A 13,585-nucleotide genomic window follows, 5' to 3' on the forward strand; every position below is an offset into this window, starting at 1 on the left:
CCTCTCAGAGGCCCGGCACCGACCAGGGCTCCTGCGGCAGCGGGCTGCCGGTCTCCAGGAGCGACTTGAGGTTGGACAGCACCGCCGGCCAGCCGGAGGAGACATCGGCCAGCTCGCCCTCGTCGGCGAGGTCCTCGTGGGTGACGGTGAGCTTGACGATGTCGGCGTGCGGCTGGATGTCGAAGGTGACGCGGGAGTGCGTGTCCTCCTGCCCCTCCTTCTCGGGATCGCCCCAGCTGGTGATCAGGCGGCGCGGGCGGTCGCTCTCGACGACCTTGCCGACGACGTCGGCGATCCCCGAGCCATCGGTGCGGACATGGGCCCAGCGGGAGCCGGGCTGCCAGTCGGACTCGTTGCGGTGGCCCCAGTAGGCGCCGGTCAGGTCGGCGTCGGTGAGGGCGTCCCAGACCTTCTCGGGTGTGCTTTCGATGTAGATGACGTACACATAGCTGGGCTTGTCGGTCATGGCTTCCTCGGCTCGTCGCTTCAGGGCGCCCAGCGCACGCAGGCGCGGGCGCTCGAACTTGTCGATCCACCGCTCCTGGATCTCATGGAGCGGGACCGGGTTGAGGTAGTGCAGCTTCTCCCGCCCCCGCCGCACCGTGCTGATCAGGTTCGCGGCCTCCAGGACGGCCAGATGCTGGGTCACCGACTGGCGCCTCATGTCGATGCGCTCGCACAGCTCGCCGAGCGTGAGCCCGTTGTCCTCATGCAGCCGGTCCAGCAGCCGCCTGCGCGTGTCGTCGGCCAGCGCCTTGAAAACCCGGTCCATCGCCGGATCGCTCTCTGATCGCACACTCAAAGTTATGCAGGCAATTGCCTGCATGTCAACCGAGGGACGCGCTGCATGCGGCCACGCTTCAGGCTTCGTGACGCCTGGCACGGACTGTCTCCGCCTTAAGCGGGAACTTGCTCAGCAGCGGGGGTTCCGACAAGAGGGGCGGAAATGGAGATCTCGGGCATCATCAGTGCCATTGTCATCGGCATCATCATTGGTGTCCTGGGGCGGCTCGTCGTCCCAGGTCGCCAGCGCATAGGAATCCTCTGGACGATCCTCGTCGGCATCGCGGCCGCGCTGCTCGGTTCGGCCCTCGCGAACGCCTTCGACGTGGGCGACACGGACGGCGTCGACTGGATCGAGTGGCTCATCCAGATCGGCCTGGCAGCGGTCGGCGTGGCCGCGCTGGACCGGACGAAGGTCCGCCGCTGAGGAGCGGACCTGGACAGGGAAAGCAGTGCCGGGACGCGGCTGCTTCCTGAGGCTGCCGCAGCCGCGTCCCGCGCAACGACGCGCGTCTCACCGGCTCGCCAGCCACTCCCGGTACCAGGTCAGCGTGGCGTCCACCGTCTCCTCGAGCGGCGCCGGAGCCGTACCGAAGGCCTGCTCGAAGGCGGAGGAGTCCATGATCTGGGGCTCGGTGTGCTGGTAGAACATCTCCGCGTACTCGGCCATGAACTCCTCGTCGAACGGGCCGAAGGGGCGGGGCTCGTCGACCGTCACGATGGTCAGCGGGCGGCCCACCCGCTGCTCGATCATGGTGAGGATCTCGCGGGTGCTGACCGCGGGCGCCGTGGGCAGATGCCAGACACGGCCGTCACCCTCGGGGTGCTCGCCCAGGGTCGCGAGGCCCGCGGCGACGTCGCCGATGCTGGTGTAACTGTGCGGCAGGTCGATGTCCCCGAGTCCGGGGACCTCACCGCCGGTGAGCGCCGGGGGGAACACCGCTCCGCCGAGGGTGGAGCTGATCACGCCGGGTCCGACGAAGTCGGCGGATCGCCCGAGGACCACCCTGGCCCGGCCCTCGCGGTGCGCGGCGAGGTACTTCTCGTCGAGTTCGGCACGCATCCGGCCCTTACGGGTCGTCGCCTTCCACGGGGTGTCCTCGGTCATCACCGCTCCCCCGGTCTCGCCGTACGGATACAGCGTGTCGAGTACGACCAGCCGCGCACCGGCGGCTTCCACGGCACCGAGGACGGCGTCCTGGACGCGGGGCATCACCTCGACCTGGAGGTGATAGCCGACATTGACGCAGTGGTACACGACGGCGGCACCGGCTATGGCCTCGCGCGCACCCTCGGCGGTGCTGACGTCGGCGGCGTACCGCTCGACTCCCTCGATCGCGGGCCCGTCGCCCTTGCGGTCGACGAGACGCACGGAGTGACCGCGGCGTACCAGTTCGCGGGCGAGAGCGGTTCCGGCGGGGCCGGAGCCGAGGACGGTGTGCAGGGTGCGGGGTTCTTGAGTGCCGGACATGAGTGACCTCTCCTCTTCGTAATTCACCATCACTTCTGTTAGAGACTATAACTCTTTCGATTTACCATCACAACAGTGGGACACTCGGACCTTCGTTAAGGTGTGTCGCGACGTCGAGAAGGGGAGTCGCCCGTGACCGGGAGCACACAGAGCCCGAGGGCGCGTTATCGCGAGCAGACGCGGGCGGAGATCAAGGAGATCGCGCTCCGGCAGCTGGCCGAGGGCGGTACGGGGGCCGTGGCGCTGACGCGGATCGCCAAGGAGGTGGGGCTGTCGGGACCGGCCCTCTACCGCTACTTCGACAGCCGGGACGCGCTGCTCACCGACCTGATCCGGGACGCGTACGCCGATCTGTCCGCCGCCGTCACCGAGGCAGCGGAGGCACTGCCCGCGGCCACCTCACCGCGGGAGCGGCTACGGGCCCTGGCGACGGCGTGCCGGAACTGGGCGGTCGCGCAGCCGCACCGCTATCTGCTGATCCAGGGCACGCCCGTCCCCGGGTACACCGCGCCCCCGGAGACGGTCAACAGCGCGCGGGCAGTGCTCGGGCCGTTCCTGACCGCCTTCGACGGGGCCGAGCCGTCGTCGGCCGTACGACCCGTGGTGACGCAGATGAAAGCCTGGGCCGACGCGGAGACACAGGTATCGGAGTGGGTACGCCTGCATGCGCCCGCCGTCGACCCGGGGTCCGCGCTGGCCGGTGCCGTGCTCGCCTGGTCGCACATGCACGGGGTGGTCGGCCTGGAGGTGTCCGGTCAGTTCGACGGCATGGGGCACGACGGAGGCACCCTGCTCACGGCCCAAATGGACTCGCTGGCGGACACGTTCGGCCTGACCTGACCGCCTGATCTGACCATCTACGCGCGCTACGGAACGTACACGTACGGCGTCGTGGTGCTCAGCGGCTGGAAGCCCAGCCGTTCGAGGATCGGGCGGCTCTGGCTCATGGCGTCGACCTGGAGATACCGGTAGCCACGGTCCACGGCGGCCCGCGCCCGGTGGGCGACCAGCGCACGGTAGATACCACGGCCACGCCACTCCTCGACGGTGCCGCCGCCCCACAGCCCGGCGAACCGGTTGCCCGGCACCATCTCCATCCGGGCCGCGCTCACCGGCGTGTCACCGGCGAGGGCGACAACGGCGACGACCGAGTCGGGGTCGTCGGTGAGCCGGGCGAGCAACTGGTCCCGCATCCGGGTGCCGTCCGTGCCGAACGCCTTCTCATGCACATCCGCCACGAGGTCCACGCCGGCCCGGTCGGTCACGGGCAGGATGCGGATGCCCTCGGGCGGCTCGGCGTCGAGGTTCAGATCGGCGACCTCGCCGATCATCAGGGTCTCCTCCGGCTGGGCCGTGAACCCGGCGTCTCTGAGCCGCTGTCCCAGGTCGACGGGCAGGTCGTGGCCGTAGAGCTTCCACTCGAACTCGCGGCCGAGGCCGGAGAAGTAGGCGATCTGCTCGGCGATCGCCGCGTCCGCGCTCGCCTCGTCCAGGTCGGACCACACGACGCCGTTCCAGCCCCGCGGCGTGGACACCTGGCGCACCACGCGTCCGGCTCGCTCGACCCGGGCGTCGGGAGTGTCCGGCTGGGCACCTTCACGCATGGCCCGGTCGAACAGGGCGAGCACACCGACATGATCCATGTGTTCACTCCAGCACCGGGATGCCCTGGTGGCAACCGCTTTAGCGTTCCGATACGGCGACATCCCGCTCACCGCGTCCAGATACGCGCTCAGCCGGTCCTGGGTGCGGGCCAGGCAGTCGATCCGGGCCCTGGATGCGGCCGATGCGGCAACGCGGCGGCAGGATCGCGCGGATCGATGCCGGCCGCCCTCGCCGCGGTGGCGCTCGGCCGACGGCACGCCTTCCCGGCCGTGCGCCGCCGACCATAGGCTTCGGTGTGAAGATCACGTCACGGGAGAGGTCGTACGCCATGGTCGTGAAGGACACCGAGCTGCCGTATCTGCGTCGCTGCGTGGAGCTGGCGGCCGAGGCGCTGGGGGCGGGGGACGAGCCGTTCGGCTCGGTCCTAGTGGACGCGGGCGGTGCGGTGCTGGCCGAGGACCACAACCGGGTGGCCTCCGGCGACCGCACACGGCACCCCGAGTTCGAGCTGGCGCGCTGGTCCGCGGCGCACATGACCCCTCAGGAGCGGGCCGCCGCCACCGTGTACACCTCCGGCGAGCACTGCCCGATGTGCGCGGCCGCGCACGCCTGGGTGGGCCTCGGCCGCATCGTGTACGTCGCCTCGTCCGAGCAACTCGCCTCATGGCTGGCCGAGTTGGACGTCCCCGCGCCTCCGGTGCGGACACTGCCGGTCAACGAGGTGGCGCCCGGCGTGGCGGTGGCCGGTCCGGTGCCTGAACTGGCCGAGGAGGTACGGGAGTTGCACCGGCGGTTCTACCGCGGGCGCGGCTGACACGCGGCCCCACCGATCACGGGTCCGGTGGGGCCGTCCGTCACCGGGAGGTCCCGGTCAGTGAGCCGCCTTGGCGCGGAAACGCCGGTACAGGACGGCTCCGCCCAGCATCAGTGCGGCGCTGCCCGCGACCGCGGGGAGCATCCCGTCGGATCCCGTGTCGGCGAGGGCCGCCACGGGGGCCCGTGGAGCGGGCGGGACCGCCTTGGGGGGAGTGTCCGGCACGGCCGGCCTGGGGGCCGGGCGCGTCGAGGGGCGGTCGGGCCAGCCGCCCGAGGTGTTCACGGACTCATTGCCGGTGGCCGCGTTTCCGGCCCCGACCACGCTCACGGTGTTGCCGCTGACGTTCACCGGGAGGTGGACCGGGAGCTGCACACCGTTGCCGGACAGCACACCCGGCGAATCCTTTCCGCGGCTCTCCGCGGCGGCTCCGCCGGGACTACCACCCCGCTTCTCGCCCCCGCTCTCATTGGCGCACTCGTTGCCCGCGGCCGGATTGAGGAGCCCCACCACGTTCACGGTGTTCCCGCACACGTTCACCGGCACGTGCACCGGGAGCTGGATGGTGTTGCCGGAGATCAACCCGGGCGAGCCGACCGCGGCACCCTCGGCCGCGGAGTCGGCGTACGCGGGCACTGTCACTGCCATCGCGCCGGACGCGGCGGCGACGGCGATCACACCGTTTCGGGTAACCCGTCTCATAGGTTCCCTGCCTTCCAGACATGGTCGCGGGCACTCGCCCGCACCGGATAAAACGCAGACGAACCATCCGAGTTATGGCTTATCGGCCTTTCACCCCATCGAGCGGCAGACTTATCGAACTGTCGGCAAAGCCGCACTATGCGTCGAGGGGCGCACAGGATAGGGCACTCCAGGCGATCACGCTCGTCCGGAGGCGTCGGTTCCGGGGGCCGCCTATCGTGAGCGGAGGCGCCAATTCCGGTCCCCGGCGAGCGCCTCTGGAGGCATGCATGCTGGCCAAGCTGACGACGCGCCTCAGACTCCGGCGCTCCACGCTGACCGGCGCGGTCGGGCTGGCCGTGCTGGCGGCGGGGCTGCCGGCGGTGGCCGTACGCGACACCGAGTCCGAACTGACGCGGTTCTACCGGCAGAAGGTCGTGTGGACGAAGTGCGAGAGCAAGTCGATGCCGAAGGACCTCCAGTGCGGCAAGGTCACCGTCCCCCTCGACTACGCGAAGCCGAAGTCGGGCACGCTCGACCTGGCGCTCGCCCGCTACCGGGCCACCGGCAAGCCGCGCGGCTCGGTGGTGCTGAACTTCGGCGGCCCGGGCGGCCCCGGCGTCCCCCAACTCGCCTTCGGCGGCGACGACTTCATGGAGCTCACCGACGGATACGACGTGGTCTCCTTCGACCCGCGCGGCGTCGGCAGATCCTCCCCGGTCAGCTGCGGCGACGGCTCCGACGAGGCCTCGGAGGCGATGGGTACGGGCACGGACCTCACCGATGATCCGCGGGCGGTCCTCAAGCAGTTGAAGCAGGCGGCCGCCCAGTGCGCGAAGCACTCCGGCCCCGTGCTCCCCCACATAGGAACCGTGAACGCCTCGCGCGACCTGGACGTCATACGCCAGGCCGTCGGCGACAAGAAGCTCAACTACCTGGGTTTCTCGTACGGCACGCGGCTCGGCGCCGTGTACGCGGCGCAGTTCCCGGACAAGGTCGGCCGTCTGGTGCTCGACGGCGTGGACACGCTCACGGAGCCGCTGACCGAGCAGGCGCTCGTGGGCGCGGAGGGGCAGCAGACCGCGCTGGACGCCTTCGTCGCGTGGTGCGCCGAGGACGACGTCGCCTGTCCGCTCGGGACCGACTCCCGCACCGCCCGGGAACACGTCGTGACCCTCGTCGAGTCGCTCGACGAGGATCCGGTGCCGACCGACTTCGGCGACTCCTTCACGGGGCAGGACCTCGTCGCCGCCCTCAGCCAGGCCCTGTACAGCAGGGACATGTGGCCCACGCTGGAGCGTGCCATCGCCTCGCTCGTCGAGGACGGCGACGCCCGGGGCCTCCTCGCCCTCACCGGCGGCGGCATGGCCCGGAACGACGACGGCGACCTCGCGGACGAGGAGGACGTCCCCTTCGACAACCTGCCGGCCGCGTTGATGGCGATCAACTGCGCCGACGACCCCGACCGCCCGACCGCCGACTGGATCACGAAGAACCTCGACCGGCTGCGCACCGAGTACGAGGAGGCTTCCCCCGTCTTCGGCGAGTACCGCCTCACGGAGGCACTCATGTGTTACGGCCGCCCCAAGGGCACCGACTACATCCGCAAGAAGGTGCGGGACGTCGACACCCCGAAGATGCTCCTCGTGGGCACCCGCGGCGACCCGGCGACGCCGTACCGCTGGACCACGGAGACGGCGAAGCGGCTGGGCTCCTCGGCCGTGGTGCTCGACAACAGGGGCGAGGGGCACACCGGATACGCCTCCTCCAAGTGCGTGCACAAGAAGGTCGACGACTTCCTGCTCTACGGCTCCCTGCCCGCGAGCGGCAGCTCCTGCGGCTCGGATGACGACGACGACTGAAGGCCGGCTCAGAGCGCCAACAGCGAATCAACTCCTGATGTCCGGCCGAGTTACCCCAAGTGCCCGATCGGTGAATCGGGCCTATCGTGCTGATATGGAGCACGCACTCAGCCCCGCGACCCTCACCGAGCTGCGCCGTCCGCGCCCTTATCCGGCGGTGTCCGTGCTGACGCCGACGCACCGCCGTGAGCCGGAGAAGGCCCAGGACCCGGTACGGCTGCGCAATGTCGTGGCCGCCGCCAAGAAGCAGCTGGAGTCCGATCCCGCGGTCAGCCGGGACCGGCGTGCCGACGTCGAACGACAGCTCGACCAGGCCCTCGCCGAGGTCGACCTCACGCATGCCGAGGACGGCCTGGTGATCTTCGCCGCGCCGGGTGAGCACCAGGTGTGGTCGCTCGCCCGTCCGGTGCCCGAGCGGGTGGTGCTGGCCGACACCTTCCTGACCCGGAACCTCGTCTCGGCGCAGGCGGCCGAGCGGCCGTTCTGGGTGCTGTCGGTCTCCGCCGACCGCGTCACGCTGTGGAGCGGCGGCACGGACCGGGTCACCGAGGTCCGCGCCGGCGGTTTCCCGCTGACCCGGTCCTTCGACAACTTCGACGCCGAGCGGCAGGAGCGGATCGGCGATCTGCCGAGCACCTTCCGCGACGAGGGCACCCGCCACTTCCTGCGCGACGCCGACACCGCGATGAGCGCGGTCCTCAAGGACGACGCACGCCCGCTGTACATCACGGGCGAGCAGGCGGCGCTGTCCGCGCTGGACGAGATCGGAACGGTCACCAAGGACGCCGTGCATGTCCCGCACGGCGGCCTCGCCCACGGCACGCACGAGGCCGTCTGGCAGGCGGTCCGGCCGATCGTCGCCGCCCAGGACCGCAAGAGCACCGACGAAGTCGCGCGGGAACTCGTATCGGCGCGCGGGCGGCGGGCGTTCGCGGCCGGCCTCGACGAGGTCTGGCAGAACGCCCGCGAGGCACGGGTGCGGCTGCTCGCCGTCGAGGAGAACTACCGGGCGACGGTCCGCGACGACGGCGATCACCTGGTCCCGGCCGAGAGCGGCGACCTCGACGCCCGCGAGGACATCGTGGACGAGATCGTCGAGCAGTGCCTGGAGACCGGCGCCGAGGTCCGCTTCGTACCGGACGGCACGCTGCGGGACGCCCACGGGATCGCGGGCGTCCTGCGCTACTGACGCTCCGGCGCCTCCGCGTCTACCCTTCGCCGGGGACAGTCGGCGACAAGGGAGTGCGCACGTGGGAGACCTGTTGGGCGTGGCGGTACTGGGTGCCGGGCACATGGGGGCCGACCACATACGTCGGCTCGAGTACGTGGTGAGCGGCGCGCGTGTCGCCGCCGTGGCCGACCCCGACACCGCGCGGGCCAAGGAGGCGGTGGCGGGGATCGACGGGGTCGCGGTGCATGCCGAGACGGCGGCCGCGCTCGATGCGCCCGGCGTCGACGCCGTACTGATCGCCTCGCCCGGCCCGGCACACGAGGAGGCGCTGCTCGCGGCGTTCGCGCGCGGGCTTCCGGTGCTGTGCGAGAAGCCCATGGTGCCGGACTCCACGGGAGCGCTCCGCGTCGTGGAGGCGGAGGCGCGACTCGGGCGGCGGCTGGCGCAGATCGGGTTCATGCGGCGGTACGACGCCGAGTACCGGCAGCTCAAGTCGCTGCTGGACGGCGGACGGTTGGGGCGTCCACTGATGCTGCACTGCACCCATCGCAACGTGTCCTCCCCGCCCGGCTTCACCTCCGCGATGCTGATCAACAGCTCTGTCTCGCACGAGATCGACGCCGCCCGCTGGCTGCTCGGCCAGGAGCTGACCGCGGTGACCGTGCTGCGTCCACGGTCCTCCGCCGACGCTCCCGAGGGGCTGCTGGACCCGCAGTTCGTGCTCTTCGAGACCGAGCACGGCGCCCTCGTCGACGTGGAGGTCTTCGTCAACTGCGGCTTCGGCTACCAGGTGCGCTGCGAGGCCGTCTGCGAGCGGGGCAGCGCCCGGATCGGCGAGGGGCACACCATGCTCGTCACCGCCGACGGCGGTGCCCGCGAAGACGTCCCCCAGGACTACCTCGTTCGGTTCGCCGACGCCTATGGCCGCGAAGTGCAGGCCTGGGTCGACGCCACCCGGCAGGGCCGGGTCACCGGTCCCGCCGCCTGGGACGGCTATGCGGCCTCGGTGGTCGCCGAGGCCGGGGTCCGGTCACTGGAGACCGGCGACCGCACGACCGTGGACCTCGCCCCACGCCCGGACCTGTACGCCGGCCATTGAGGCGGTCAGACACTCCCGAACAGCGCGCTCAGCCCGCGGTCGACGGCCGCGCCGACGTCCTCCTGCCCCGACGCGACCACGGCGTACGTCCGCAGCAGGAAACGACGCAGGGCGGGTGTGCGGAACTGGAGCAGCGCCAGCCCGTACGGCGAGTGGAACTCCATGACCGTCCGGTCCCGGCCGCACGGCCAGATGTGCACGTCGCCGCTGCCCGCCGGGCCGCGGAGACCGGCCTCCAGCAGGGCCCGCCCGAAGGTCCAGGTGACGCACTCACCGTCGAGTGCGGCCTCGGGCGGGAAGTCGATATGCACGGCCAGTGGGTCCGCGGCGGTATAGCGAAGCGTGGCGGAGACAGGAAGTTCCTCCTCCTCGGCGGTGATCAGGAGGGCGCGTGCGGGCTGCTCGAAGCTGATGTCCATGGTCGGTCTCCACTGCGGGTGAGAGGTCGGCCCGTTGTGCCGGTGTCTCTTACGACCCCTCAGACGCCGTTTGCATTACGGGGAACCCCGAATCAATGGTGTGACCTGCATCACATCCGAATGATCGGCCCCATTCATAGAACAAACACGCGTCGAACACGTAGCTGAACGTCGACCCGAACCCGTCGACGATCAGTCAAGTCACGTATACCGCCTACGACTCGCCGCCTTTAGCGACGTACTCCATTCGCACCGCATACGCAGGCCATGAAGACTGTGGCATATGCCAGGAGCACCACCGTATCGTGTGTTGCCAAATCCCTTACAGCGCGTCGCGGGCTGTGCAAGAGTCGTAACGGTCCCTCCGTCCGCCTTGGTCGTACCGTCCCCCCTCGGAGTGCCTGATGCCGTCCCATCTCTCTGCGGACCGCCCAGCCGCCCAGCCGCCCGGACGCGGCTCGGTCGACGCGCTCATATCGCAGACGCGACGGCTCAAGGGCGACGTGGACGCCGTACGGCGGGACGCGCAGAGCGAGGGATCGGAACCGCAGGACCGGTGGCAGCGCGCCCTGTACGACCTGGCACTGCACCAACTCAACGACCTGGACGCCCACTTGGCGCAGCTGCGGGAAGGCCCACCGCCCGTGCCGATGGCGCCGGAGCCGGTGTCCGCGGTCCGTGCCGTGCCGCCCGCTCCCCGGCGCGACTCGCTGCTCAGCCGGGTCGGCAGCGCCGAGTGGAACCTGCTGACGGACGAGGCCAGTTGGTCCGGTGAGCTCTTCCAGATCCTGGGCCGCGACCCCGCCGCTCCCCCGCTCACCCTCGACGAACTCCCGTCCCTGGTGTTCGACGAAGACCGGCCGAAGCTGACGGCGATGGTCACCGACTGCCTCGTCGACGCGAAGCCGATCGACGGGGAGTTCCGCGTCGTACGCCCGGACGGCGACGTACGGACCGTGCACATGATGGGCGAGCCCGTGCTCGACGCCGACGGCAGCACCGCCTCGATGTGGGCCGTGCTGCGGGACGTCAGCGAACTGCGGCGCAGCCAGCGGGCGGTGAGCGAGACCCGTGACTCGCTGCAACGCCACCGGCAGCATGCGCAGACCGAGCACCGGCTGGCGGTCGAGTTGCAGGAGGCCGTGCTGCCGCCGTGGCGCGGTTCCCTGCGACTCCCGCACCAGGGCGCCGAGAGCCTGGACCTCGCGGCGCACTACCTCCCCTCGTCGACGAGCGCGCTGATCGGCGGTGACTGGTACGACGCGATCCAACTGGCCGACGGCGACACGCTGTTGAGCGTGGGTGACCTGACCGGACATGGCGTCGCCGTGACGTCCGGCATGGCGATGCTGCTCGGCGCGCTGCGCGGGATGGCGATGGCGGGCACCGAACCCGGCCGGCTGATGTCCTTGCTCAATCAGTTGCTCGACGCCACCGTGCAGCCGGCCCTGGGCAGTGCCGTCTGCTGCCGCTACCGTCCGGTTACTCGCACGCTGTCGTGGGCGCAAGCAGGACACCCCGCCCCGCTGCTGTTCCGCGACGGGACGGGGCGCCCATTGGACGCGCCGGACGGCGTCCTGCTCGGTGCGACTTCGGGCGCCGCCTACGAGCAGGCCGAAGTGACCCTCGATGCGGGCGACCTGCTGGTGCTGTACACCGACGGGCTGGTGCCCAGGCGCAGCCGGGATGAGGCCGTGCATCGGCTCCTCGACCTGGCCCCCCGCTTCCGCGAGGCGCGCACCGCACAGGACTGCGTACGGACGGTCGTGGAGGAGCTGGGCGAGTTCGAGCGCGAGGACGACGCCTGCGTGCTCATCGCCCGGGTGGCCGAATGAAACCTATGCCCGTGCGCTGTTGCCGCCCTTCGGCTTCGGCAGCGCGAGCTTGATCTCCTCTCGCAGTTCGCTGATCCTCGGATAGCTGGAGTACTCGGCGGTGAGCCGGTACATCTGGCGCAGCCGGTCCCAGGTGCGATGGGAGGAGTTGGAGCCCATCGACATCAGGGCCAACCGCGCGTACCTGTCGGCCTGTTCGGGGTCGTCGGAGATGAAGCAGGCGGAGGCCATGGACAGATAGTCGAAGATCTTCGACCGCTGCCGCCCGTCGACCCGCAGGGCCAGGGCCTTCTCCGCATAGTGCTGGGCGTGCACGGCCGCGCCCGGCTCGTGCTCGGCCAGCGTGCGGTAGGCCAGGGCCTGCATGCCGTACAGGTCCTCCTCCTTGAACATCTGCATCCAGCTCGGCGGCGGCACGTCGCCCCGGTCGGAGACGAAGAGGTCCTCCGCCTGTCCGAGGGTGCGGCGCATCGCCTGCCCCTTGCCCATCGACGCCTGTGCCCAGGCCTCGATGGTGTGCAGCATCGCCCGGGTGCGCGGCAGCACCTCTTCGCCGGAGCCGGACTGGGCGAGCTTCATCAGGTCGAGTGCGTCGTCGGGCCGGCCGAGGTGCACCATCTGGCGAGCCGCTCGGGAGAGCGCCTCCCCGGCGCGGGGCCGGTCGCCGCCCTCACGGGCCGCATGGGCGGCGATGACGAAGTACTTCTGGGCCGTGGGCTCCAGGCCGACGTCGTGCGACATCCAGCCCGCGAGGACGGCGAGGTTGGCGGCGACGCCCCACAGGCGCCGCTGGAGGTGATCGGGGTGACGGTAGGCGAGCATGCCGCCCACCTCGTTGAGCTGACCCACGACGGCCTTGCGTTGCAGCCCGCCGCCGCGGGCCGCGTCCCAGGCTCGGAACACCTCGACCGAGCGCTCCAGTTCCTCGATCTCCTGCGACCCGATGGGGGCGGCCTCATAGCGGTCGAACCCAGCAGGGTCGGCGTGCAGGGGATTGTCGATGTCGGGAGCGTCGGCCGAGAGGGTCGGATCGGTGTGCAGCCAGTCATGCATGGCGCTGCTGAGTGCTGATCCCGCGGCGAGCGCGGCACCCGCGCCCACCAAGCCGCGTCGGTTGAGCATGAGGTCCATTCCCGTGAATTCGGTGAGGACCGCGGCAGTCCGTTCGGGCGCCCACGGCACACCGTCGGGATGTTCCACACTCCCGCCGCTCTGCCGTTTCCCCGTACGCCCGTGCCGGACCAGACCGAGGTCCTCGATGGTCACGACACGGCCGAGACGCTCTGTGAACAGGGCCGCCAGCACCCGCGGCACGGGATCGCGCGGGATCTCTCCCATGTCGATCCACCGCCGCACCCGGGAGGTGTCGGTCGACAGCTGGGGGTGGCCCATGGCCGCCGCCTGCCGGTTGACCAGCCTCGCGAGTTCACCTTTGGACCAGCCGGCCAGGCCGAACAGGTCCGACAGTCGGGTGTTGGGTTCTCCGCTCACGTCAAGCCCCCAGGTTCTCGGCTGAGTTGACAGTAGCCCGGTGAGACTTGCCGGGCGACTATTCGCCAGGGTTCGCCAGGGTGCGCCAGATGGTGTGCCACTGGGCGACGGGTGTCAGGTAGGAACGCGCCACCCCGACCCGGTTGCCGAGGGACATTCCCCAGGGTGCACCCGAGGGGCCGGGCCGGGTAGCGCATTGTCGTCGCAGGCACACGAAGGGATCTGTTTCGCCCATGTACGCAGCATCGTCCTCCGTGTCCGCCCCGCCCCGGTCGCTGCGCCCCCGCGCTGCGGGCAGCGGCCCCTACCTCGACCCCGCGCGTCCCGCGCGTCCCCGGCTCGGAGCGGGCCGGG

General features: G+C 70.6%; 13 protein-coding genes and 1 pseudogene. 8 read left to right on the forward strand and 6 right to left on the reverse strand.

Annotated elements, in window-relative coordinates:
* Positions 1-4: 4 nt before the first annotated feature.
* On the reverse strand, positions 5-772 hold the full coding sequence (locus AB0I98_RS43030; protein ID WP_362951495.1) for a metalloregulator ArsR/SmtB family transcription factor: 768 nt from the start codon (positions 770-772) through the stop codon (positions 5-7).
* Between the two features lie 174 nt (positions 773-946).
* Here AB0I98_RS43030 and AB0I98_RS43035 point away from each other — a divergent pair, with 174 nt between their 5' ends.
* Positions 947-1,210, forward strand: a complete 264-nt coding sequence (locus AB0I98_RS43035; protein ID WP_362951496.1) for a GlsB/YeaQ/YmgE family stress response membrane protein — start codon at positions 947-949, stop codon at positions 1,208-1,210.
* Positions 1,211-1,297: 87 nt separating this feature from the next.
* On the opposite strand, the gene AB0I98_RS43040 is transcribed toward AB0I98_RS43035, so the two are convergent.
* On the reverse strand, positions 1,298-2,254 hold the full coding sequence (locus AB0I98_RS43040; protein ID WP_362951497.1) for an SDR family oxidoreductase: 957 nt from the start codon (positions 2,252-2,254) through the stop codon (positions 1,298-1,300).
* A 132-nt stretch (positions 2,255-2,386) separates the two neighbouring features.
* Here AB0I98_RS43040 and AB0I98_RS43045 point away from each other — a divergent pair, with 132 nt between their 5' ends.
* Positions 2,387-3,094 (forward strand): TetR/AcrR family transcriptional regulator, encoded by a 708-nt coding sequence (locus tag AB0I98_RS43045; protein ID WP_362951498.1) that lies wholly within the window; start codon positions 2,387-2,389, stop codon positions 3,092-3,094.
* A gap of 26 nt (positions 3,095-3,120) precedes the next feature.
* Here the strand turns inward: AB0I98_RS43045 and AB0I98_RS43050 are convergent, their stop codons facing one another.
* Positions 3,121-3,897: a GNAT family N-acetyltransferase gene (locus AB0I98_RS43050; RefSeq protein WP_362951499.1), complete on the reverse strand. Its 777-nt coding sequence runs from the start codon at positions 3,895-3,897 to the stop codon at positions 3,121-3,123.
* A 290-nt stretch (positions 3,898-4,187) separates the two neighbouring features.
* On the opposite strand from AB0I98_RS43050, the gene AB0I98_RS43055 reads away from it, so the two are divergent.
* On the forward strand, positions 4,188-4,673 hold the full coding sequence (locus AB0I98_RS43055) for a nucleoside deaminase (protein ID WP_362951509.1): 486 nt from the start codon (positions 4,188-4,190) through the stop codon (positions 4,671-4,673).
* Between the two features lie 57 nt (positions 4,674-4,730).
* Here the strand turns inward: AB0I98_RS43055 and AB0I98_RS43060 are convergent, their stop codons facing one another.
* On the reverse strand, positions 4,731-5,375 hold the full coding sequence (locus tag AB0I98_RS43060; RefSeq protein ID WP_362951500.1) for a chaplin: 645 nt from the start codon (positions 5,373-5,375) through the stop codon (positions 4,731-4,733).
* 269 nt (positions 5,376-5,644) lie between these two features.
* On the opposite strand from AB0I98_RS43060, the gene AB0I98_RS43065 reads away from it, so the two are divergent.
* The 3 genes from AB0I98_RS43065 (at position 5,645) to AB0I98_RS43075 (ending at position 9,486) form a co-directional block, all read left to right on the forward strand.
* Positions 5,645-7,216, forward strand: coding sequence for an alpha/beta hydrolase (locus AB0I98_RS43065; RefSeq protein WP_362951501.1), 1,572 nt, complete (start codon positions 5,645-5,647; stop codon positions 7,214-7,216).
* A 94-nt stretch (positions 7,217-7,310) separates the two neighbouring features.
* A complete protein-coding gene (locus AB0I98_RS43070; protein ID WP_362951502.1) occupies positions 7,311-8,405 on the forward strand; it encodes a chemotaxis protein in 1,095 nt (364 codons plus the stop codon).
* Positions 8,406-8,466: 61 nt separating this feature from the next.
* A complete protein-coding gene (locus AB0I98_RS43075) occupies positions 8,467-9,486 on the forward strand; it encodes a Gfo/Idh/MocA family oxidoreductase (RefSeq protein ID WP_362951504.1) in 1,020 nt (339 codons plus the stop codon).
* Positions 9,487-9,491: 5 nt separating this feature from the next.
* On the opposite strand, the gene AB0I98_RS43080 is transcribed toward AB0I98_RS43075, so the two are convergent.
* Positions 9,492-9,905, reverse strand: a complete 414-nt coding sequence (locus AB0I98_RS43080) for an SsgA family sporulation/cell division regulator (RefSeq protein ID WP_362951505.1) — start codon at positions 9,903-9,905, stop codon at positions 9,492-9,494.
* 404 nt (positions 9,906-10,309) lie between these two features.
* Here AB0I98_RS43080 and AB0I98_RS43085 point away from each other — a divergent pair, with 404 nt between their 5' ends.
* Entirely contained in the window at positions 10,310-11,740 is a 1,431-nt protein-coding gene (locus AB0I98_RS43085; RefSeq protein WP_362951506.1) for a SpoIIE family protein phosphatase, read from the forward strand.
* Between the two features lie 3 nt (positions 11,741-11,743).
* On the opposite strand, the gene AB0I98_RS43090 is transcribed toward AB0I98_RS43085, so the two are convergent.
* Positions 11,744-13,231, reverse strand: coding sequence for a hypothetical protein (locus tag AB0I98_RS43090; protein ID WP_362951507.1), 1,488 nt, complete (start codon positions 13,229-13,231; stop codon positions 11,744-11,746).
* Between the two features lie 233 nt (positions 13,232-13,464).
* Between AB0I98_RS43090 and AB0I98_RS43095 the strand changes: the two are divergent.
* Positions 13,465-13,585, forward strand: a pseudogene (locus AB0I98_RS43095) (aminoglycoside phosphotransferase family protein); the annotation flags it as partial.

This window comes from Streptomyces sp. NPDC050211 (genome assembly GCF_040656035.1).
Classification (GTDB): domain Bacteria; phylum Actinomycetota; class Actinomycetes; order Streptomycetales; family Streptomycetaceae; genus Streptomyces.

Bases quoted from the DNA above. Each gene is read 5' to 3' on its own strand.
- AB0I98_RS43035 (WP_362951496.1), top strand. From the start codon at position 947: ATGGAGATCTCGGGCATCATCAGTGCCATTGTCATCGGCATCATCATT.
- AB0I98_RS43085 (WP_362951506.1), top strand. From the start codon at position 10,310: ATGCCGTCCCATCTCTCTGCGGACCGCCCAGCCGCCCAGCCGCCCGGA.
- AB0I98_RS43070 (WP_362951502.1), top strand. From the start codon at position 7,311: ATGGAGCACGCACTCAGCCCCGCGACCCTCACCGAGCTGCGCCGTCCG.
- AB0I98_RS43050 (WP_362951499.1), bottom strand. From the start codon at position 3,897: ATGGATCATGTCGGTGTGCTCGCCCTGTTCGACCGGGCCATGCGTGAA.
- AB0I98_RS43065 (WP_362951501.1), top strand. From the start codon at position 5,645: ATGCTGGCCAAGCTGACGACGCGCCTCAGACTCCGGCGCTCCACGCTG.
- AB0I98_RS43060 (WP_362951500.1), bottom strand. From the start codon at position 5,375: ATGAGACGGGTTACCCGAAACGGTGTGATCGCCGTCGCCGCCGCGTCC.
- AB0I98_RS43030 (WP_362951495.1), bottom strand. From the start codon at position 772: ATGGACCGGGTTTTCAAGGCGCTGGCCGACGACACGCGCAGGCGGCTG.
- AB0I98_RS43055 (WP_362951509.1), top strand. From the start codon at position 4,188: ATGGTCGTGAAGGACACCGAGCTGCCGTATCTGCGTCGCTGCGTGGAG.
- AB0I98_RS43080 (WP_362951505.1), bottom strand. From the start codon at position 9,905: ATGGACATCAGCTTCGAGCAGCCCGCACGCGCCCTCCTGATCACCGCC.
- AB0I98_RS43040 (WP_362951497.1), bottom strand. From the start codon at position 2,254: ATGTCCGGCACTCAAGAACCCCGCACCCTGCACACCGTCCTCGGCTCC.